This is a genomic window from Roseovarius indicus, from assembly GCF_008728195.1.
Lineage (GTDB): Bacteria > Pseudomonadota > Alphaproteobacteria > Rhodobacterales > Rhodobacteraceae > Roseovarius > Roseovarius indicus.
Map to the genome: position 1 here is coordinate 1980365 of NZ_CP031598.1, position 19771 is coordinate 2000135.

A 19771-nucleotide genomic window follows, 5' to 3' on the forward strand; every position below is an offset into this window, starting at 1 on the left:
GCGGTGGAGGTGTTTGACGACACGAATTGCCTGCTGGGGGAGGGACCGCTCTGGCACCCGCTGCGGGGGCAGTTCTTCTGGTTCGATATCGACGCGCACCGGCTTTACACGCGCACGGACGAGGGGCAGCAGGTGTGGCAGTTCGACGAGCATGTCTCGGCCGCCGGGTGGGTGGACGAGGCGCGGCTGCTGGTGGCGTCGGAGAGTGCGCTGATTGATTTCAACGTGGAAACGGGGGCGCATGCGAAGGTTTGCGACCTCGAGGCGGACAACCCGGCGACCCGGTCGAACGATGGTCGGGCGGACCCCTATGGCGGGTTCTGGATCGGGACGATGGGCAAGATGAAGGAGCCCGGCGCGGGGGCGATCTATCGGTATTACCGGGGCGAGCTTCGGCGGCTTTATGCGCTTTGGTCGATCCCGAATGCCATGTGTTTCACGCCGGACGGGCGGTTTGCCTATCTCTCCGATACGCCGACGGGCAAGGTCTGGCGGCAGGCGCTGGATGGTGAGGGCTGGCCCTCGGGGGCGCCGGAGCTGTTCGTTGATCTGCCCGGAGACCGGTACCGGCCGGACGGGGCGGTGGTGGATGCCGATGGCAACCTGTGGTGTGCGCAGTTCCGGCACGGGAAGGTGGCGGTTTTCGATCCTGACGGCCGGGAGGTGCGGAGCATCGCGCTGCCTGCAAAGCGCACGACATGCCCGGCCTTTGGCGGGGAGGATCTGCGAACGCTGTTCGTGACCAGTGCCAGCCAGGAGCCGGAGGTCACGACCGAGCATGACGGGCGGACATATGCGCTTCGTGTCGACGTGGCGGGGCAGCAAGAGCACCGGGTGATCCTGTGAGCCGGTCGTTCCTTGCCCTGGGCGAATGCATGGTCGAGATGGCCGATGCGGGCGGCGGGCTCTACCGGCGCGGGTTTGCCGGGGATACGTTCAACACCGCCTGGTACGCGCGGCGGCTGCTGCCGGAGGAGTGGAGCGTCGGCTATGGCAGTTGCATCGGCACCGATGCCGTCTCGGCCGAGATGTGCGCCTTCATGGAGGGGGAGGGGATCGACACCTCGGCGCTGCGGCGGCTAGAGCACCGCACGGTCGGGCTTTACATGATCAGCCTCGAGAATGGCGAGCGCAGTTTTTCCTATTGGCGCAGCCAGTCGGCGGCGCGGGCGGTGGCGGATGATCCGGCCTGGCTGGCAGATGTGCTGGCGGGGCGGGATATCCTTTATTTTTCGGGGATTACGCTGGCGATCCTGACGGCTGAGGCGCGCCGGGTGTTGTGCGATGCGCTGGGCCGGGCGAGGGCCGGGGGCGCGCTGGTGGCGTTCGATACCAACCTGCGGGAACGGTTGTGGGAGACGCCGGAGGCGATGCGCGAGGGGCTGACCATGGGGGCGTCGGTGGCCGACGTGGTGCTGCCCTCCTTCGACGAGGAGCAGCGCGCGTTCGGGGATAGCGCGCCGGAGGAGACGATTGCGCGTTACCGGGCCTGCGGTGCGAAGATCGTGCCGGTGAAGAATGGCGGCGGAGACCTGACGCTGTGGGATGACAAGGGGACCAGAACGCTGCCGGCCGCACGCTTCGAGAGCGTGGTCGACACGACGGCCGCGGGCGACAGTTTCGGGGCGGCGTTCCTTGCAGGCATGGCCGCCGGGCGATCGGTGGATGACGCGGCGCGGGGGGCGATGGCGCTTGCCGCGCGGGTCATCCAGTTTCGCGGCGCGCTGGTGCCGCAGATATTCGAGGGAGGAGAGACATGAACATCCTGATCATCGGGGGCGGCGGGGTCGTCGGGCAGAAGTTGGGCCGGGCGCTGGCCGAACGGGGCGAATTGCGCGGGGAAGCGATTTCGACGATCACGCTGGCGGATATCAACGATCCGGCGCCGATCGACGGCGGGGCGGTGAAGGTCGAGACGATGACCTGCAATATCGCCGATGCGTCCTCGGTCGAGGCCTGCGTCACGGCGGATACGGTCGTGATCTATCTGCTGGCCGCCATCGTTTCGGCCCATGCGGAAGAGGATTTCGACGCGGGGCTTTCGATCAACCTGATGGGCACGCTCAACGTGTTGCAGCGGGCGCGGGAGCTTGGGACGAAGCCGGTCGTGGTGTTCACCTCGTCGATCGCCGTCTATGGCGGCGAGGTTCCGGACCCGATCGTCGATCACAGTTTCCTCAATCCGCAAACCTCTTATGGGGCGCAGAAGGCGATGGGGGAACTGCTGCTGAATGACTTTTCGCGGAAGGGGTTCATTGACGGGCGCGGCTTCCGCCTGCCCACGATTTCGGTCAGGCCGGGCAAGCCGAACCGCGCGGCCTCGAGCTTCATGTCGTCGATCCTGCGCGAGCCGCTCAACGGGCAGGAGGCGGTTTGCCCGGTGGAGGCGGATTTCCCGCATTACTACCTGAGCCCGCGGAAATGCGTGGAGAACCTGATCAAGGGGGCGGAGATTGCGGAACGCGATCTGGGACAGAACCGCTGCATGATGATGCCGGGGCGGATGTGGACGATCGGGCAGATGATCGACGCGATGACGGCGGTCGCGGGGCCGGAGCCGGCGACGCTGATCAAGTGGGAGCCGCAGCCGGATATCCAGGCCATCGTGACTGGCTGGCGGTTCGACCTGCGGCCGGAGAAGGCGGTGACGCTGGGGCTGTCGGCGGATGAGAGTTTCGAGGACAACGTGCGGTACTACCTCGAGGACGACAAGCCGGCGGGCTGAGGGCGGGGGCCGTTTTCTTCGAAGACAACGGGTAAGAAAATGGGATTTTCTTGCCCGGAATTTTTGAAAATTCCGGGTCGTCCTAGCCCTTGAAGTGCTTGCAGGCCTCCAGCCGGGCCAGTGCGCCGCGGCGCAGGAGCGGCAGGTCGATATCGACCGCGGTAAAGGTGCAGCCCGCTTTCACCACGTCTTCCAGCAGCGCCTGATCGGGCGACAGGAAGCCCGACGGTTTGCCGGCGGCGCGGATGCGGGCGATGCCGTCGGTGATGGCGGCGTGGACCTCGGGATGTTTGGGGTTGCCCGGGTGGCCGAGGCTGGCGGCCAGGTCGGCGGGGCCGATGAAGAGCCCGTCGATGCCCGGCACGGCGGCGATCTCCTCCAGCCGGTCGAGTGCTTCGCGGGTTTCGATCTGAACGATCAGGCAGATCTCCTCGCGCGCCTTGGTGAAATAGCCGGGTTCGGCGCCGAAGCCGGTGGCGCGGGAGACGCTGCTGACGCCGCGGATGCCCTCGGGCGGGTAGGCGACGGCGGCGGCGGCGAGTTCGGCCTCCTCGACCGTCTGGACGTAAGGCACGAGGATGTTGCGGGCGCCCACGTCGAGCAGGCGCTTGATCTCGGCCACGTTGAGGCAGCTTGGCCGGACCATCGGTTCGATATCGCAGGCCGAGAGCGCCTGCAGCATGGCCATGACGCCGGGCTCGTCATTGGGGGTGTGTTCGCAGTCGAGCAGGATCCAGTCGTAGCCGAGCTGGCCCAGCATTTCGGTGACCATCGGCTCGCGCATCATGCTCCAGATGCCGATCTGGGGGCGGCCCTCGGCGATGGCGCGTTTGAAACGGTTTTCCTTCATGGGTCGGATCCCTCAGTTGACCGCGGTCAGCAGGGGCTGACCGGCGTGAAAGGCGGCGATGTTGTCGCGCTGAAGCTGGCCCATGGCGGCGCGGGTTTCGACCGTGCCCGAGCCGTGGTGGGGTTGGATGACGACGTTGCTGAGCTCGTAGAAGCACGGGTCGATATCCGGCTCGCCGAGGAAGACGTCGAGCCCGGCGCCGGCGATCCGGCCCTGTTCCAGCGCGTCGAGCAGGGCGGCCTCGTCGACGGTCGTGCCGCGCGAGATGTTGACCACCACGCCGCGGGGGCCGAGCGCGTCGATCACGTCTTTCGAGACGAATTTCTCGGTGTCGGGCCCGCCGACGATGGCGATCACGAGGAAATCGACCGCATGGGCCAGCGAGACGGGATCGGCGTGAAAGGTCCAGCCGGGCGTCTGCTTCTCGGAGCGGGCGTAGTAGTGGATATCCATCTTGAAGGCGGCGAGGCGGTCGGCGATCTCGCGTCCGATGCGGCCGAGGCCGACGATGCCGGCGCGGCCGCCCGTCATCCTGTGGGCGAGCCGGTATTCGCCCCTGGTCTTCCAGTTGCCGGAGCGGGCCCAGTTGCTGGCCTGTTCCATCTCGCGCATCTGCATCAGCAGCATGCCGACAGCGAGATCGGCCACGTCGTCGTTGAGGACGTCGGGCGTGTTGGTCACCCGGATGCCCCGTTCGGTGGCGGCGGGGATGTCTATGGCGTCGTAGCCCACGCCGTAATTGGCGATGAGGCCGAGCTTCGGCAGCAGGTCCATCTCGGCCGGGCCCACCGCCGTGTGGCCCTTGTAGGCAAGGGCGGTGATGGCGCTGCGCGTGGTCTCGTCAAGCCCGGCAAGCTCGGAAATGCGGTCGAGGATGACGGGGGCGAAGGCCTGCTTTGCGGCCGCGGTGTCGGTGTCGGTATAGGGGCCGATGACGAGCGTTGTTGTCATGGTGTCTCCTTTGGAATGCGATGGGTGATGGGGCGGGGTGTCATGCCGGCTTTCCGCGGAAGGTCTTGAGCCAGCCGAGTGTGGCGTCGGTCGGGCCGCCGGGCCGGTATTCGGCGCCGAGCGGGGCCGTCCAGCCGAGGGCGGAAATGGTTTCGAAAAGGTAAACGAAGTTCAGTTCTCCGCCATCGGGCGGGCCGCGGTCGGGGGCGGAGGCGAACTGGATATGACCGATATGGGGGAGGAGGGTTTGCAGGCGGTGGGTCAGGTCGCCTTCCATCAGTTGCACGTGGTAGCAGTCGAACATCAGCTTGAGGTTAACGGCGCGCACGGAGTCGATGATTTGGGCGGCCTGCGCCGTGGTCGACAGGAAATAGCCGGGCGCGTCGTAGTGGTTGAGCGGCTCGATCAGGATGGTGAGGCCGTGCGGGGCCGCGGCGGTGCAGGCGTAGTGCAGGTTGTCGAGGAAGGTTTCGTGGGCCGCTTTGCCCGAGGCAAAGCCGGCCATGACGTGGATGTTGCGGGTGCCGGTGGTGGCGGCGTAGGCGATGGCCTCGTCGATGGCGGCGCGGGCCTCGGCTTCGCGGCCGGGCAGGGCGGCGAGGCCGTTTTCGCCGGCCTCGACGTTGCCGCGGCGGGTGTTGAGGCCGAGCATGGGCAGGTCGGTTTCCGTTAGCGCAGCGGCGACGTCGGCGGCGGGGGTGTCATAGGGCCAGTGGCATTCGACTGCGTCAAAGCCGGCGGCGGCGGCTGCGCGGATGGCGTCGGGCAGGGGGCGGTCGGCCCAGAGGAAACCGAGATTGGCGGAGAATTTCAATCGTCCCACTCCACGTCGAACTTGGTGACCACCGAGCGCACCTGGTCCGCGGTCAGCATCCGCGGCCCCATGCCCCGCAGAAGGAGGGCGAGTTTGGCCGTCTCTTCCAGTTCCTCGATGGCATTGCAGGCGGCTTCCACGTCCTTGCCCGCGACGACCGGCCCGTGATTGGCGAGCATCACGGCAGAGCGTTTGCCGGCCAGCCCACGCACCGCCTCGCCCATGGCCGGGTCGCCCGGCAGGAAGAAGGGCAGGAGGCGGACCTTGCCGAGTTTCATGATGGCGTAGGGGGTCATGGGCGGCAGGAAATCGTCGGGGTCGGTGTCGGGCAGCATCGAGAGGGCGACGGAATGGGTGGAATGGAGGTGGACCACGGCGCCGGTGGTTGAGCGGGTGTCGTAGAAGGCGGTGTGGAGGGGCATTTCCTTGGTGGGTTTGTCGCCGTCGATGAGGGCGCCGTGGGTGTCGAAGCGCGACAGGCGGGCGGGGTCGAGGCGGCCGAAGGCGGTGCCGGTGGGCGAGACGAGCAGGCCGCCATCGGGCGTGCGGGCGGAGATGTTGCCGGTGGAGCCGTGGGTGAGGCCGCGGTCGAAGAGGGACTTGGCGAGCAGGCAGATCTGGTCGCGGAGGCGGGTTTCCTCGGTCATTCGGGCTCCAGCGCGGTGAGGGCGTCGGTGAAGAAGGTCTCGGCGCCGAAATTGCCGGATTTGAGGGCGAGGGCAACCGGGTGGCCGCCGGTTTGGGCAAAGCACCACGGGACGCCGGGGGCGATTTCGCGGCCGACATCGAGGCGGGTGATGCCGAGGGCTTGGGTGACCGCGCCGGAGGTTTCGCCGCCGGCGACGATGAAGCGGCGGGCGCCGTGGCCGCGGGCTGTGGTGGCGCAGGCGGCGAGCGTGTCTTCGACGATCTGGCCGGCGCGGGTTTGGCCGAGTTTGGTCTGGGCGGCTGCGACGGATTGCGGGTCGGCGGTGGCGTAGAGGAGGGGGGCTTGCTGGAGGTTTTGTCGGGAGAGCCAGTCGAGGGCGGGTTGGGGTCCGTGTTCGGCGAGGGAGAGCGGGTCGAGCTGGAAGCACGGCGCGCCGGTGGCAAGGTAGGCGGCGACCTGGCGGTTGGTCATGGCGGAGCAGCTGCCGGACAGGAGGACGGTTTCGGGTGCGGTGGCGGGGGGCGTGAAGGGCTCTGTCTGGCCGATCTCCCGTGTCAGCAGGCCGGGCAGGGGCTGGGCGAGGGCCGAGCCGCCGGTGAGGAGGGGCATGTGGTGCGTGGCGGTGGCGATGGTGGCGAGGTCTTCGTCGGCGACGGCGTCGATGATGACGTGGGCGATGTTGTCGTGGGCAAGATGGGCGAGGGCGTCGCGGATGGCGTCGGGCCCACGGGCGACGGTGAGGCGGTCGATGAGGCCGACCTGTCCCTCCACCTGGGGTTGGAGGAGGCGGAGGAGGCTGGAGTCGCGCATGGGCGTGAGGGGGTGATCCTTCATCGGGCTTTCCGACAGGGGATCGCGGCCGACGAAGAGGTGGCCCATGAAGATCGCGCGCCCGTTTTCGGGGAAGGCGGGGCAGTAGATGGTCTGGGGTGTGGAGAGTTCGGCCATCAGCGCCTCGGCGACGGGGCCGATATTGCCTTTGTCGGTGGAATCGAAGGTGGAGCAGTATTTCCAGTAGAAGCGTTGGGCGCCGGCTGACCGCAGCCATGCAAGGGCCTGTTTTGAAAGGGTTAACGCTTCGTTAGCAGGGGTGGTTCTGATCTTGAGGGCGATGACCTCGAACGGGGCGGTGTTGTCGGGCGGGGTTTCGGGCACGCCCATGCGCAGCGAAACCCGCGCGCCGCTGCGGGCCAGAAGGCCGGCGAGGTCGGTCGCGCCGGTGAAGTCGTCGGCGATGGCGCCCAGGATCGTGGTCATCGGGGTGCCTGCACCGGTCTGGGTGATCTCTCCGGCCGCATCCTGTCGCTCTTCCCTCAGCATGGCATGATTTGGTATACCAAATATCTGCCAAAGCGTGCGGTGGGTCAATGGGTGAGCAAGTCTTTCGCGGTGGCGACGACGCGGGCGGGGGTGATGCCGAAATGGTCATAGAGAACAGGGGCTTGCGCCGAGGCGCCGAAGCCTTCCATGCCGATGAAGACGTCGGTGGGGCGGAGCCACTGGTGCCAGCCGAAGGGGGAGGCGGCCTCGATGGCGATGCGGGGGGCGGTGCCTAGGGTGGCTGTCTGGTAGTCGGCGGGCTGTTGCGCGAAGAGCTCCCAGCAGGGCATGGAGACGATGGCGGCGGCGATGCCGGCTTGGTTCAGGTCCGCTTGGGCTTGAAGGGCGAGGCCGACCTCGGTGCCGGTGGCGAGGAGGGTGATGTCGCGGGGGCCTTCGGTGTCGCGGAGGATATAGGCGCCGTATTGGGTGAGGTTCCCGGAGCGGTCGGTGCGGACCTGGGTGGCATCCTGCCGGGAGAGGGCGAGCATGGAGGGGCCGTCGCTGCGTTCGAGGGCGAGTTTCCAGGCCTCGGCGGTCTCGATGGCGTCGGCGGGGCGGAAGACCTGCATGTTGGGCATGGCGCGGAAGCTGGCGAGGGTCTCGACCGGTTGGTGGGTCGGGCCGTTGGAGCCTACGCCGATGGAATCGTGGGAGAAGACGAAGATGCCGGGCAGGCCCATGAGGGCGGCCATGCGCATGGCGGGGCGTTCGTAATCGGCGAAGGCGAGGTAGGTGACGTTGATCGGGTGCAGGCCGCCATGGGCGGCGATGCCGCAGGTCATGGCGCCCATCAGGTGCTCGCGGACGCCGCAATGGACGTAAGAGCCGCCGCGGTGGTCGGCGGTGAAGGCATCGCGGCTGCGCTTGTGGTTGGTGGGGGCTTCCAGATCGGCGCAGAGGACGAGGGTTTCGGGGAGGATCTCGGTGAGGGCGTCGCAGATGTCGCCGGAGGAGAGGATGGTGGGGCGGGGGGTGTCGGTTGGGAGCTGGTTGGGGCCGAGGTTTTGCCAGAATTCCTCCCATGCATCGGGCAGGGTGGCGGTGTGCCAGCGGTCGAATTCGGGGGGATTTTCGACGTCGGTATAACGTCGGTATTTTGTCGGTATTGCGTCGGTGCGGCTGGCGAGGGCGGCGGCCCAGTCGGCGCGGATTTCGGCCGGGATGTCGAAGGGCGGGTGGGGCCAGTTGCGCTGTTGGCGGGCGGCGGTGGCGTCATCCGGGGTGAGCGGGGCGGAGTGGCCGCCGCGCTGGCCTTCGAGCCGGGGGATGCCGCGGGCGATGGTGGTGCGGCAGGCCAGCAATGAGGGGCGCGGATCGGATTTGGCGGCGTCGAGGGCGGCGTCGATGGCGTCTATGTCGTGGCCGTCGAGTTCCTGCACGTGCCAGTGAGCGGCGCGGAAGCGGGCGGGGATGTCTTCGCTGATCGAGAGCGACGTGGCGCCGTCATCGGTGATCTGGTTGTCGTCCCAGAGGAAGGTGAGCTTGCCGAGGCGGAGATGGCCGGCGAGCGAGATGGCTTCCTGCCCGATGCCTTCCTGCAGGCAGCCGTCGCCGACGAAAGCCCAGGTGCGGTGATTGACGTGGTCGGGGCCGAAGCGGTCGGCGAGGCGGGCCTCGGCCACGGCCATGCCGACGGCGCAGGCGATGCCCTGACCGAGAAGGCCGGTGGTGATCTCGATCCCGGCGTCCTGTTCGATTTCGGGGTGGCCGGCGCAGACGTTGTGCAGCTTGCGGAAGGACTTGAGGGCGTCGATGGTGAGTTTCTCGTAACCGGCGAGGTGGAGGAGGGCGTAGAGCAGCATCGAGCCGTGGCCGTTGGAGAGGACGACGCGGTCGCGGTCGGGCCAGAGGGGGTTCTTCGGGTCGACCCTGACGTGGCGGGCGTAGAGCGTGGCGGCGATTTCGGCCATGCCGAGGGGCACGCCCTGGTGGCCTTCGCCGGCGTTGAGGATGGCGTCGATGGCGAGGAAGCGGATCGCGTCGGCCATTTTCTGGATGTCGGTCATGGTGCCCTCCCGGTCTTTCGGGTGGAGTAGCGGGTTTTGGGGCGGGGGAGGATTAAGTTTTGCTAATGGTGCGTTTGATTTGGATTAAAGGTTCGGTGGGGCTCGGGGTTTGGTGTGCGCTGCGCGGAATCGAGGGCGGAGCCCGCCGCGCATCGACGGGCCGTCCCGACGGCACGGCGATTTGGCAAATGGAGTGGCACGTGCGTAGGTTGGAGGTGCTTGGCGGGGATAAAATGCCCATCACAGAGGTTGGATCGCCGCGCCACGGCCCGTCGATGCGCGGTTTCTCGGAGTGGGGAATATGGCCAGCGGAGGCGGTGGGGTGGTTGTCGGGATCGTGTTGGCTGGCTTAGGGTCGATTCCATTGTGAAAGCAGGGAGAGGGCCAGCAATGACACCGCAGGACGCAAGCCGCAGGACACGGGAATTGTGCGGGCTGGCGCCGGTTATTCCGGTGTTGGTGGTGGAGGATGCGGGGAAGGCCAGGCCATTGGCGGAGGCGTTGGTGGCCGGGGGCCTGCCGGTGCTGGAGGTGACGTTGCGCACGCCGGCGGCGCTGGAGGCGATCCGGGCGATGGCGGAGGTGCCGGGCGGGCATGTGGGGGCCGGGACGCTGATTTCGGCCGAGGATGTCAGGGCGGCGAAGGCGGCGGGGGCCACGTTCGGGGTTTCGCCGGGGGCGACGGATGCGCTGTTGGCGGCGTGCGAGGAGGAGGGCTTGCCGCTGTTGGCCGGCGCCGCGACGGCGAGCGAGGCGATGCGGTTGTTGGCGCGGGGCTATGACATGCTGAAGTTCTTCCCGGCCGAGGCGTCGGGCGGGTCGGCGGCGCTGAAGGCGCTGGGCGGGCCGTTGCCGCAGGTATCGTTTTGTCCGACCGGGGGCGTGAGCCCGGGGAATGCGGGCGATTACCTGAAGCTTTCGACGGTGCCCTGTGTGGGCGGGAGCTGGATCGCGCCCGCCGACCTGGTGACGGCGGAAGACTGGGGGGCGATCGAAGCGAAAGCGCGGGAGGCCGCCGGCCTGTCGGGGTGACGGCCGGCGGTGGGGGTCAGGTGGCCTGAGGTTCGGCCTCGACCGTGATGGGCTGGGTCTTGCCGTCTTTCGACTCGCCGAAATAGATCGTCTGGTGGGGGAACGGGATCTCGATGTTGCGGTCGTCGAAGACGCGCTTGAGCACGCCGTTATAGGCCCGGCCGATGCCCCATTGCCGCCCCGGCACGCATTTGATGCGGGCGCGGAGCATGACCGCGCTGTCGCCGAAGCTGTTGAGGCCGAACCATTCGAGATCGTCGAGGATGCCGTCGGACTGTTCCGGGTCGCCCTTGAGCTCCTCGAAGGCGTCGACCATGGCCTGTTTCACCTCGTCCACGTTCTCGCGGTAGGCGACGCCCATGTCGCAAACGAAATAGCCGTAATCCTTGACGTAGTTCGACACCATGTCGACCGAGGAGAAGGGGATGATGTGGTAGACGCCGTGCAGGTCGCGCAGGCTGACCGAGCGGATGGTGAGACGTTCGACGACGCCGGTGGTGCCGCCCACGGTGACCACGTCGCCCACGTTCATCGCGTTCTCGAACTGGATGAAGATGCCGGTGATGATGTCCTGCACCATCTTCTGGGCGCCGAAACCGATGGCGAGGCCGAGCACCCCGGCGGAGGCGAGAAGCGGCGCGATGTCGAGGCCGATTTCCGCCAGCACGAACATCAGCGTGATGATGATGAGGGCGATGGTGGCGGCGTTCCTTAGAAGCGTCAGCAGGGTCTGTTCGCGGGCGGTGGCGACCGAGCCGAATTCCGGGTTGAGCCGGTAGTCGACCCAGGAGGTCAGCGCGAGCCAGAGGCCGAAGGCCACCAGCAGCACGGCGGAGACCGACAGGATCGTGCCGGTGAGGCGCAGGCCGAACTGGCTGACCATCCAGGCGCGGAGGTCGATGAGGCCGATGGCGTTGATGGCCAGCAGCACGACGGAGACGAAGATGAGCGCGCGCAGGACCGTCAGGATTTTCGGCACGAAGGCGTTGAGGCGGCCCTGGAGGAGCGGCACGCGGTCGGTGAGGTTCGACGGCAGGGTCACGCCGCGGGCGATGGAGCGGCTGAGGAAGCCCGCGATGGCGAAGCCCAGAAGGCCCACCACGAGCACCTGGCCGGAGGCGATGAAGGTCTGGAAGACCGCGTTGCCGGGGCGCAGGAGGACGATGACGAACATCGCCAGCAGGTAGGCCAGCGCCGGCCAGTGCCAGTGCCGCGCGAGGTAGTGCAGCGCGCCGCGCCGGCGGCTGCGGCGGGGCGGGGGTGTGGCGGCCGGGTCCATCACCGGGGCCGGGTCGGACGTGGCGGTGACCATGGGGGCGCCGATCTCGTCGATGGCCTCTTCGCGGGGTGGTTCGGGGTCGGGGTGGTGCGGCGCGGTGTCGGGTTCGTCGGCGCCGAGCATCCAGTCGGTCACCGGCTTGCGGTTGCGGACGACGAGCCAGATGGCGAAGGCCAGCACCGCAAAGGCGATGAGCGCCGAGACGGCGCGGCCCGCCGCGAAGGAGACGTTGCCGTTGATGATCGGGACGACGAGAAGCTGGCCATAGCCCACCACGCCGACGATCAGGCTGATGCGGGTGGAGAGGTAGGCCGCCGCGCGGTCGCCGATGGGCAGGGGCCGGAGCGAGGTCGCGGAGGGCGACAGCACGAGGCGCACCGCAACCTTGGCCATTTCCACCAGCAGGAAGGCGTTGAGGTAGAGCGTCTGGCGGATGCCGATCTGGCCGAATTCGCCGAGCGCGAGGATGGCGAGCGCATAGCCTGCCGCCCAGGCGAGGATGACGATCAGGGCGTCGATCACGGCGGACATGACGAAGAGCACGACGGTGCGGGCCATGCCGCCGTCGCGGGCCGACGCGCTCATCCGGGCGTAAAAGGATTTTCCGAACCAGCGCAGGACGAGGAAGGAGAGGACCGTGCCGGCGATGACGAGGGCGAGGTCGGCCAGCGCGTCGAGAAGCACGCCCGCCTCGCCGCCGCTGAGGCCGGAGAAGACGGCCGGAGCGCGGGTGAGCTGGCGCCAGAAGGTGGTGGCGAAACCGGCGATGTCTTCCGCCGCGGCCTGGGTGACGAGGGCGATGCGGCGCCCGAAGGAGAGATCTTCGGGCGGGGCGGTGCCATCGGCGAGGGTTTCGACGATTTCGTCGCCGGCGCTGTCTGCGGTGGCGACGCCTGCGGCGCGGAGCCGTTCTATCAGGTCGGCGCGGGCCTCGTCATTCTCGATGACGTCGATCAGGAGATCCACGCTTGAGGGCGCGTCTGCGGCAGGGGCGCCGTCGGTGGCGGCCTCCTGCGCCGAGGCGGGCGCGAGTGTCAGCAAAACAAGAACGAGAAAACTCGCAACCAAACGCAGCATACTTCACTGTCTCCGTCTATTCTGATCCGTTGTCCGGGCAAGCCACGCCCGGATGGGCCCTTTGGCCGGAAATGATGACCAAAAGACCCATGTTTTGACCCTTACCTATCGGGAAGTGATGCGAGGTCAAGAAACCGGGCCGACGGAATTTTCTAGTGGCAGAGACCTGCCGCCCGGGCTCAGCCGGTGTCGCCGGAGGCGGGGGCGGGGCTTGGCTGGGGCTCGACGACCTCGAGCCCGTAGCCGCGCAGGGCGACGAGGGGGTGGACGGAAGTGTTGAGCAGGATCATCTCGCGGATGCCGAGGGCGCGGAGGATCTGGGCGCCGGTGCCGTAGTCGCGGATGGTGCTGCCCGAGGGCTGGGGGCTGGCCTTGCGCGACAGGAGCACGTCGGAGGGGCTGCTGCGGTGGGTTTCGCGCATCAGGACGATGACGCCGCGGCCGGCCTTGTCGATCTCCTGCATCGCGCTGAAGACGGCCGAGCCGTGGGAATAGAAGCGGTCGCCGACGATATCATCGAAGAGGTTGACGGCATGGACGCGCACGAGGGCGGGTTTGCCGTCGCCGACATCGCCCTTGACCAGCGCCACGTGCTCGACCCCATCGATCACGTTGCGGAAGACGATGGCGGTGAAGGTGCCGCCGTGGCGGCTTTCGACGGTGTCCTCGCAGACCTTTTCGACCAGTTGCTCGCGGTTGCGGCGGTAGGTGATGAGGTCGGCGATGGTGGCGACCTTGAGGTTCTCGCGGGCGGCGAAGTCGAGGAGCTGGGGCAGGCGGGCCATGGTGCCGTCGGGGTTCATGATCTCGCAGATGACGCCGGCGTCTCCGGCACCGGCGAGGCGGCTGATGTCGACCGCGGCCTCGGTATGGCCGGAGCGGACCAGAACGCCGCCGTCGCGGGCGACGAGCGGGAAGACATGGCCGGGCGAGACGATGTCGGCGGGCCGGGCGCCGTCGGCCACGGCAGCGGCGATGGTGCGGGCGCGGTCGGCGGCGGAGATGCCGGTGGTGACGCCCTCGCGCGCCTCGATCGAGACGGTGAAGGCGGTGCCCATGCGGCTTTCGTTGCCGCGCGCCATCAGGGGCAGGGCGAGTTGTTCGGTCTTTTCGCGGGAGAGGGCGAGGCAGATCAGGCCGCGGCCGTGCATCGCCATGTAGTTGACCGCGTCGGCGTTGGCATGGCGGGCGGGGATGAAGAGATCGCCCTCGTTCTCGCGGTCCTCGTCGTCGACGAGGATGGACATGCGGCCTGCCTTCGCGTCGGCGATGATGTCTTCGATCGGGCTGAGGCCGGGGGTGGCGGTGTCGGGCATGTCACGGGCTTCCTTGGGCGATGTCGCGGCTTGGACGCCTATATTGTGTCATATTGTTGCGAAACAAAATAGGAAAATTGTAGCGGTGCCTATTTCGGGTTCAGTCGGCCCGGGGGATGCGGCGGCAGATCAGGCTGACGCCGAGGCCGATGACGCCGACGGAGGCGAAGAGGACGCTGTAGCCCAGAGAGGAGGCCGTGGCGCCCGGTTCGGGAAAGAGGCCGAGGAGGATGGCCGAGGCGGACTGGGTGAGGAAGACGCCGCCGAGAGAGAGCACGCCGATGGTCGAGATCACCCGGCCCGAATAGCTGGAGGGGAAGAGGCTTTGGGCATGGGCCATGATCAGCATGAAGAAGGTCGAGAGCCCGCAGGCGAAGGCGCAGAGCGCGGTGGCCAGCATCCAGTGGAGGTGGCCAAAGAGGGCGAGCAGCAGGAAGTCGAGCCCCATGAGCGTGGCGCCTATGACGATGAGCTGGCGCCGGGAGGGCATGCGCCGGTCGAGCGTGCCGTAGATCAGCGGCCCGAGGCTGAGGAAGATGATGAGGACGACGAGGCAATAGCTGCGCTGGAGCGCGTCGAGCCCGTGGACATCGGCGAGGTAGGGCAGCGCCCAGAGCCCGGCGAGGATCTGGACGGGGGTGTAGAGCATCGGGGCGGCGAGCAGGAGCGGCCAGACCTTGCGCGTGGCGAAGACCGAGGCGACGCCCTTGAGGCTGTCTTTCAGGCTTTCCGGCTTGCGCTGGGGCAGGATCTGGGTGCCCGGCGGGGCATCGCGGACGACAATGTAGAAAAGGAGGGCTACGAGGGCGGTGCCGGTCGAGAACAGGACGAAGACGGTGCGCCAGCCGTATTCTTCCAGCATCAACGTCAGCGGCGTGGTGGCGAGCAGGCCGCCCAGCATGCCGAAGAACAGGTAGCGCCCGGTGATGGAGGTGGTGGCGTCTTCCGAGACCCAGGCGGCGAAGAGCTTGAACCCGCCCATGACGGCCGCCGAGAAGCCGAAGCCGATCAGGGCGCGGCCGAGCATGAGCACGCCCCAGTGGCCCGACATTGCGACGACGGCACAGCCGGTCGCGGCGACGAGGCCCATGCAGGTCAGGGCGCGGCGGGCGCCGTAGCGGTCGAGCAGGATGCCGGAGGGGATCTGGCCCAAGCCCTGGGCAAGGAACATGATGCCGATGACGACGCCGATCTGTTGCGAGCGCAGGGCGAAGTCGGCGGCGAAGACCGAGGAGAGCACGCTGCCCGAGGTGCGGTGGAACTGACCGAGCGCGAAGAGCATCGAGGCGAGGATGAAGGCGGCGACGAAGCGCACGGATTGTGCGGGAGGGCGGGCGGTGGTGGCGGAGGAACGGCACTCCATAACGGCTCACTTCCGGGTCAAAGCAGCCTATCGGGGGATGCGCGCTTTGCCAAATTGTACGGGTTCAATTGATTTCATTTTTCTGCATTGAGCCGAAAAGTTCAAGGGCGCGCGCGTGCAATGTCGAAAAAAACGATACATTTGCCGGTTTGCACTGGTTTTGGGCGGGGCGCGGGCCGGGGGCGAGCCTGGCGTTGTGGGGCTGCCTGTCGGGGGTGTGAGGGGCGGATGTTTCTTTAAGTACATGAAATATAATGTAAAAAATCCCGTTCGTCTTGGTTTCTTGCGAGGGCGCCTGTCTCGGTCGGCCGGCGCCGTCAAATGGGTTTGTTGCGGTGAAGCGGTAAAAACTTCACCGGCAAAGTATCGCAAAGAGGGGTTGCAATGTTGTTAAATTAAAATCATGATGACAGGTACAAGCGAGATGAACTGCAAGGGAGGACGCGGTGATCGACGCGAAAACGGGGAGGACCGCGGTAGTCACGGGAGGCGGGCGCGGAATCGGTCTGGCGATCGGCCGGCGCTTTGCCCAGAACGGCGACGCTGTCGTGCTTCTGGACCTGGATCCCGGGGTGGCGGAGGCGGCGGAGAAGATCGCCGAAGAAACCGGGGTGACGGTGAAGGGCCTGACCTGTGACGTGACGGACGGTGCGCAGGTCAAGGAGACCTTTGCCGCGATTGCGGATGAGTTCGGTTCGGTCGATATCCTGATCAACAATGCCGGCGTGCTGCGCGACAACCTCATTCACAAGATGTCGGAGGATGACTGGGACACGGTCATGGGGGTGCACCTGAAGGGCGCCTACCTGTGTGCCAAGGCGGCGCAGACCTACATGGTGCCGAAGCGCTATGGCAAGATCGTGAACCTGTCGTCGACCTCGTCGCTGGGGAACCGGGGGCAGCTGAATTATTCGACCGCCAAGGCGGGGCTGCAGGGGTTCACGCGGACGCTGGCGCTGGACCTTGGCAAGTTCAGCATCAACGTGAACTGCATCGCGCCGGGGTTCATCGACACCGAGATGACCCGGTCGACGGCGGAGCGTCAGGGGATCAGCCCGGACGACTACAAGAAGATGAAAGCCGAGAAGATAGCCATCGGGCGCGTGGGCGTTCCGGAGGACGTGGCCAACGTGGCCAATTTCCTCGCGAGCGACGAGGCGTCGTTCGTCAATGGCCAGATCATTTATGTCAGCGGAGGGCCGGAAACCCGGCGATGAGATCATGAATACATTCAGCCCCGTAAAGGGAGAGACCAAGATGCTTGACCCGGTAGACGCCCTGAACACCGACAAGATGCGCGAGCTTGAGCGGATGGCGATCGAGAATTTCCGGCCGAGGGGGCGGGATTACGATGCGCAGAGCGTGATGCCGATGGAGAACATCCGCGAGCTGCACGAGGCCGGGTGGCTTCGGGCGACGCTGCCCCATGAATGGAACGGCATGAACAGCAACGTCGACAGCGACGAGGACCCGGCGACCTTCCTGCAGGGTTTGCGGATGATCGCGCGGGGCTGTCCGGGGACGGCGCATTGCTACCAGGTGACGAACCATTGCGGCTGGGCGGTGCATGACCTTGGCACGGAGGAGCAGCACGAGCTGTTCCTGAAGCCGATGCTGAGCGAGCCGTATCTCGGCACGTTCGTGGGCTCGGAAGCCAAGCGCAAGCACATGTACATGATGAACACCACCGCCAAGAAGGTGGATGGCGGCTATATCCTGCGCGGCGAGAAGAACTATGCCACGAATGGCAGTGCGCTTGGCTTTGCGATCATCTTTGCGGCGATCGAGGGGGTCGAGAACTATCTCGACAACCACCAGATGCTGATCGTGACGCCGGACATGGAAGGGGTGTCGATCGACACGAGTTGGTATCGGCCGAACGGGATGCGCTGTGCCGACAGCCCGGTGATCACGCTGAACGATGTTTTCGTGCCGGACAGTCACGTGCTGGGCGAGCCGGGGGTCTACCCCCGCAACCGCTGGCAGGGCAAGTTCCACCTCGGGTTCACCGCCAACTATCTGGGCGCGACCGAGGGGATGTATGGCTGGTACCTCGATTACATCGTCAACAAGGGCAAGGGCGAGGCCGAACTGATCCAGATGCGGACGGGCGAGATGAAGATCAAGCTCGACGGGGCCGCGTCGATCTTTCACGACGCGATCCGGGCGTATCGCACCAAGCCGATCGTCGAGGCGGAGCTTCTGGCGATGGCGGCGAAGTCGATTGCCGCGGATGTGGCGTTCGAGCTGTCGCACAAGATCATCCATGCGGCCGGGTCGACCGCGCTCTTCGACGAGTTCCCGCTGAGCCGGTATCTGCGCGATCTGGAGACACATGTGCTGCACGCGGGCCATGACAAGACAGCGCAGATCATCGGGCAGTCGGAGCTGAAGCAGAGCTTCGACTCGACCCTGCAACGCTGAGGGCCAAGCCGTGAGCCAGCAATCCGCACCGGAGGTCGGAGACCGGTCGAGTTACACGACCGAGCCGGTCACGACAAAGCAGATCGTGATGTATGCCGGCGCGTCGGGTGACTTCAACCCGATCCACTATGACCAGGCTTATGCGGAATCCGCCGGGCTTGGCGGGGTGATTGCGCATGGGATGCTGACCATGGGCATGGCCGGGCGGTGTGTCACCGACTGGGCCGGGCCCGGGCGTTTCGTCGAGGATATTCGGGGGCGGTTCCTGCACCCGGTGAAGCCGGGCGACAAGGTGACGTTCGCGCTGGAGGTCACGGATGTGGGCACGGCGGTGGAGATGGATCTTACCGGTCATGTCGGCGAGACGCAGGTGTTCAAGGGCACGGCGCGTGTCTCGGGTGGGCGGTAAGCGAACTGGTATCGTTGCGCCGGGGGGACCGGCAGAGGCGCGCGGTCCGGCGACGGGCCGCGCCATTTTTGTGACTGAGAGGAAAGGCGGAGCGGCATGAGGAAGGTATTGATTGCCAACCGGGGGGAGATTGCCTGTCGGGTCATCGCGGCCTGCCGGTCGCTGGGGCTTAAGACCGTGGCGGTCTATTCCGAGGCGGATGCGGCGGCGCTGCATGTGGAGATGGCCGACGAAGCGGTGGCGGTTGGCCCGGCGCCGGCGCGGAAAAGCTATCTCGACAAGGCGGCGGTGCTGGAGGCGGCACGGCAGACCGGGGCGGATGCGGTGCATCCGGGCTATGGGTTTTTGTCGGAGAGTGCCGAGTTTGCGCGGATGGTCGAGGAGGCCGGGCTGATCTGGCTGGGGCCGGATGCCGGGACCATCGCCGTGATGGGCGACAAGGGCGCGGCGCGGACAGCGGCGATCGAGGCCGGGGTCCCGGTGCTGCCCGGGACCGCGCCGCTTGTGAAGGAGGGCGGTGCCGATCTGGATGCGCTGGGCGCCGAGACCGGCTTTCCGCTGTTGGTGAAGGCCACGGCGGGCGGCGGCGGGATCGGGATGCGCCGGGTGGAGACGCCGGAGGCGCTGGCCGATGCGGTGGCCAATGTGCAGGCCCATGCCGAGCGGACCTTTGGCGACGGGACGGTGTACCTGGAGCGGTTCATCCGGCGGGCAAGGCATATCGAGATACAGGTGTTCGGCGATGGCGAGGGCCGTGTGGCCGTCTTCCCCGAGCGGGACTGCACGTTGCAGCGGCGGTACCAGAAGATACTGGAGGAATCGCCGGCACCGGACCTGTCGGAGGAGGTGCGTGACGCGATGAAGGCGGCCGCGCGGCGGCTGGCGCAGGCGAGGCGCTATCGCAGTGCCGGGACGGTGGAGTTCGTCTACGATTCAGAGAAGGGGGATTGGTTCTTCCTCGAGATGAACACGCGGATCCAGGTGGAGCACCGGGTGACCGAGATGGTCACGGGGACCGACCTTGTGGCGATGCAGCTGCGGCTGGCGATGGGGCAGCTTGACGATCTGGCCGAGGATTATGGCGTGCTTGACGGGCGTTGGGCGATCGAGGCGCGGTTGTGTGCGGAGGACCCGCAGAAGAAATTCCTGCCGCGGCCCGGCACGCTGGAGCGGCTGGAGCTGCCGGCGGCGGACGCCACGCTGGTGGTGGATTGCGGTTTGCGGCAAGGCGATGCGGTGTCGCCGCATTACGACTCGATGATCGGCAAGCTGGTGGCCTGTGGTCCGAGCCGGGAGGCGGCGATTGCGCGGCTGGATGCGGCGCTGGCGGCGGTCAGGGTCGAGGGGGTGGTGACGAATGCCGGCTTCGTGCGGCGGCTGCTGGGGCTTCAGGCATTTGCCGAGGCCGAGGTTCACACCCAGTTCGTCGATGCGAACCTGGCGGAGCTTCTGGCGGAAGAAACGACGCCCGCCTGAGTGGCTGCTTTTCTCCTGTCGCGAAACCAAAAAAGAGCCGGCATTGTGCCGGCTCTTTCCAGTTGTGCGGTCGGGAG

The 19771-nt window shown here is 66.9% G+C and carries 17 protein-coding genes; 8 read left to right on the top strand and 9 right to left on the bottom strand.

All coding sequences use genetic code 11. The features are described from left to right. Nucleotides 1-3: 3 nt before the first annotated feature. Genes RIdsm_RS09175 through denD form a run of 3 tightly spaced genes read left to right on the top strand, consistent with a single transcriptional unit; the run spans nucleotide 4 to nucleotide 2725 of the window. Nucleotides 4-846 carry an SMP-30/gluconolactonase/LRE family protein gene (locus RIdsm_RS09175; RefSeq protein ID WP_057814361.1) on the top strand — a complete coding sequence of 281 codons (843 nt, stop codon included), beginning with the start codon at nucleotides 4-6 and terminating at the stop codon, nucleotides 844-846. A 29-nt stretch (nucleotides 847-875) separates the two neighbouring features. Next, complete coding sequence (locus RIdsm_RS09180; protein WP_057814359.1) at nucleotides 876-1760, top strand: sugar kinase; 885 nt, start codon at nucleotides 876-878, stop codon at nucleotides 1758-1760. Further along, a complete protein-coding gene (gene denD, locus RIdsm_RS09185; protein WP_057813846.1) occupies nucleotides 1757-2725 on the top strand; it encodes a D-erythronate dehydrogenase in 969 nt (322 codons plus the stop codon). The genes RIdsm_RS09180 and denD overlap by 4 nt, the downstream gene beginning before the upstream one ends. An 82-nt stretch (nucleotides 2726-2807) precedes the next feature. On the opposite strand, the gene RIdsm_RS09190 is transcribed toward denD, so the two are convergent. The 6 genes from RIdsm_RS09190 to RIdsm_RS09215 form a co-directional block, all read right to left on the bottom strand. Continuing rightward, a complete protein-coding gene (locus RIdsm_RS09190) occupies nucleotides 2808-3575 on the bottom strand; it encodes an HpcH/HpaI aldolase family protein (protein ID WP_057813844.1) in 768 nt (255 codons plus the stop codon). Between the two features lie 12 nt (nucleotides 3576-3587). After that, a complete protein-coding gene (locus RIdsm_RS09195; protein ID WP_057813842.1) occupies nucleotides 3588-4526 on the bottom strand; it encodes a 2-hydroxyacid dehydrogenase in 939 nt (312 codons plus the stop codon). 40 nt (nucleotides 4527-4566) lie between these two features. Continuing rightward, nucleotides 4567-5340: a hydroxypyruvate isomerase family protein gene (locus RIdsm_RS09200; protein WP_057813840.1), complete on the bottom strand. Its 774-nt coding sequence runs from the start codon at nucleotides 5338-5340 to the stop codon at nucleotides 4567-4569. Next, complete coding sequence (gene otnC / locus RIdsm_RS09205) at nucleotides 5337-5987, bottom strand: 3-oxo-tetronate 4-phosphate decarboxylase (protein WP_057813838.1); 651 nt, start codon at nucleotides 5985-5987, stop codon at nucleotides 5337-5339. The genes RIdsm_RS09200 and otnC overlap by 4 nt, the downstream gene beginning before the upstream one ends. Beyond that, nucleotides 5984-7246: a 3-oxo-tetronate kinase gene (gene otnK, locus RIdsm_RS09210; protein WP_057814357.1), complete on the bottom strand. Its 1263-nt coding sequence runs from the start codon at nucleotides 7244-7246 to the stop codon at nucleotides 5984-5986. Before otnK ends, otnC begins: the two co-directional genes overlap by 4 nt. A gap of 107 nt (nucleotides 7247-7353) precedes the next feature. Then, nucleotides 7354-9318, bottom strand: coding sequence for a transketolase family protein (locus RIdsm_RS09215; protein ID WP_057813837.1), 1965 nt, complete (start codon nucleotides 9316-9318; stop codon nucleotides 7354-7356). Between the two features lie 390 nt (nucleotides 9319-9708). Between RIdsm_RS09215 and eda the strand changes: the two genes are divergently transcribed. Then, nucleotides 9709-10350, top strand: a complete 642-nt coding sequence (gene eda, locus RIdsm_RS09220) for a bifunctional 4-hydroxy-2-oxoglutarate aldolase/2-dehydro-3-deoxy-phosphogluconate aldolase (protein ID WP_057813835.1) — start codon at nucleotides 9709-9711, stop codon at nucleotides 10348-10350. Between the two features lie 16 nt (nucleotides 10351-10366). Here the strand turns inward: eda and RIdsm_RS09225 are convergent, their stop codons facing one another. From RIdsm_RS09225 to RIdsm_RS09235, 3 genes are all read right to left on the bottom strand, one after another. Continuing rightward, nucleotides 10367-12706: a mechanosensitive ion channel domain-containing protein gene (locus RIdsm_RS09225; protein WP_057813832.1), complete on the bottom strand. Its 2340-nt coding sequence runs from the start codon at nucleotides 12704-12706 to the stop codon at nucleotides 10367-10369. Nucleotides 12707-12885: 179 nt separating this feature from the next. After that, nucleotides 12886-14022 carry a 3,4-dihydroxy-2-butanone-4-phosphate synthase gene (gene ribB / locus RIdsm_RS09230; RefSeq protein ID WP_057813829.1) on the bottom strand — a complete coding sequence of 379 codons (1137 nt, stop codon included), beginning with the start codon at nucleotides 14020-14022 and terminating at the stop codon, nucleotides 12886-12888. A 100-nt stretch (nucleotides 14023-14122) separates the two neighbouring features. Then, the gene (locus RIdsm_RS09235; protein WP_177228399.1) at nucleotides 14123-15337 is read right to left on the bottom strand and encodes an MFS transporter; all 1215 of its coding nucleotides are present in this window, start codon (nucleotides 15335-15337) and stop codon (nucleotides 14123-14125) included. A 494-nt stretch (nucleotides 15338-15831) separates the two neighbouring features. On the opposite strand from RIdsm_RS09235, the gene RIdsm_RS09240 reads away from it, so the two are divergent. The 4 genes from RIdsm_RS09240 to RIdsm_RS09255 all read left to right on the top strand — a co-directional run bounded on the left by RIdsm_RS09240 (nucleotide 15832) and on the right by RIdsm_RS09255 (nucleotide 19694). Next, nucleotides 15832-16602, top strand: a complete 771-nt coding sequence (locus RIdsm_RS09240) for an SDR family NAD(P)-dependent oxidoreductase (protein ID WP_217625288.1) — start codon at nucleotides 15832-15834, stop codon at nucleotides 16600-16602. A 40-nt stretch (nucleotides 16603-16642) separates the two neighbouring features. After that, nucleotides 16643-17809: an acyl-CoA dehydrogenase family protein gene (locus RIdsm_RS09245; RefSeq protein ID WP_160325808.1), complete on the top strand. Its 1167-nt coding sequence runs from the start codon at nucleotides 16643-16645 to the stop codon at nucleotides 17807-17809. A 10-nt stretch (nucleotides 17810-17819) separates the two neighbouring features. Further along, nucleotides 17820-18218 carry a MaoC/PaaZ C-terminal domain-containing protein gene (locus RIdsm_RS09250; protein WP_057813823.1) on the top strand — a complete coding sequence of 133 codons (399 nt, stop codon included), beginning with the start codon at nucleotides 17820-17822 and terminating at the stop codon, nucleotides 18216-18218. A 96-nt stretch (nucleotides 18219-18314) separates the two neighbouring features. Beyond that, complete coding sequence (locus RIdsm_RS09255) at nucleotides 18315-19694, top strand: acetyl-CoA carboxylase biotin carboxylase subunit (protein ID WP_057813821.1); 1380 nt, start codon at nucleotides 18315-18317, stop codon at nucleotides 19692-19694. The last annotated feature ends 77 nt before the right edge of the window (nucleotides 19695-19771 follow it).

Coding starts and splice junctions, on each gene's coding strand:
- RIdsm_RS09180 (WP_057814359.1), top strand. CDS start 876: ATGGTCGAGATGGCCGATGCGGGCGGCGGGCTCTACCGGCGCGGGTTT.
- denD (WP_057813846.1), top strand. CDS start 1,757: ATGAACATCCTGATCATCGGGGGCGGCGGGGTCGTCGGGCAGAAGTTG.
- RIdsm_RS09190 (WP_057813844.1), bottom strand. CDS start 3,575: ATGAAGGAAAACCGTTTCAAACGCGCCATCGCCGAGGGCCGCCCCCAG.
- RIdsm_RS09195 (WP_057813842.1), bottom strand. CDS start 4,526: ATGACAACAACGCTCGTCATCGGCCCCTATACCGACACCGACACCGCG.
- otnC (WP_057813838.1), bottom strand. CDS start 5,987: ATGACCGAGGAAACCCGCCTCCGCGACCAGATCTGCCTGCTCGCCAAG.
- otnK (WP_057814357.1), bottom strand. CDS start 7,246: ATGACCACGATCCTGGGCGCCATCGCCGACGACTTCACCGGCGCGACC.
- RIdsm_RS09215 (WP_057813837.1), bottom strand. CDS start 9,318: ATGACCGACATCCAGAAAATGGCCGACGCGATCCGCTTCCTCGCCATC.
- eda (WP_057813835.1), top strand. CDS start 9,709: ATGACACCGCAGGACGCAAGCCGCAGGACACGGGAATTGTGCGGGCTG.
- RIdsm_RS09225 (WP_057813832.1), bottom strand. CDS start 12,706: ATGCTGCGTTTGGTTGCGAGTTTTCTCGTTCTTGTTTTGCTGACACTC.
- ribB (WP_057813829.1), bottom strand. CDS start 14,022: ATGCCCGACACCGCCACCCCCGGCCTCAGCCCGATCGAAGACATCATC.
- RIdsm_RS09245 (WP_160325808.1), top strand. CDS start 16,643: ATGCTTGACCCGGTAGACGCCCTGAACACCGACAAGATGCGCGAGCTT.
- RIdsm_RS09255 (WP_057813821.1), top strand. CDS start 18,315: ATGAGGAAGGTATTGATTGCCAACCGGGGGGAGATTGCCTGTCGGGTC.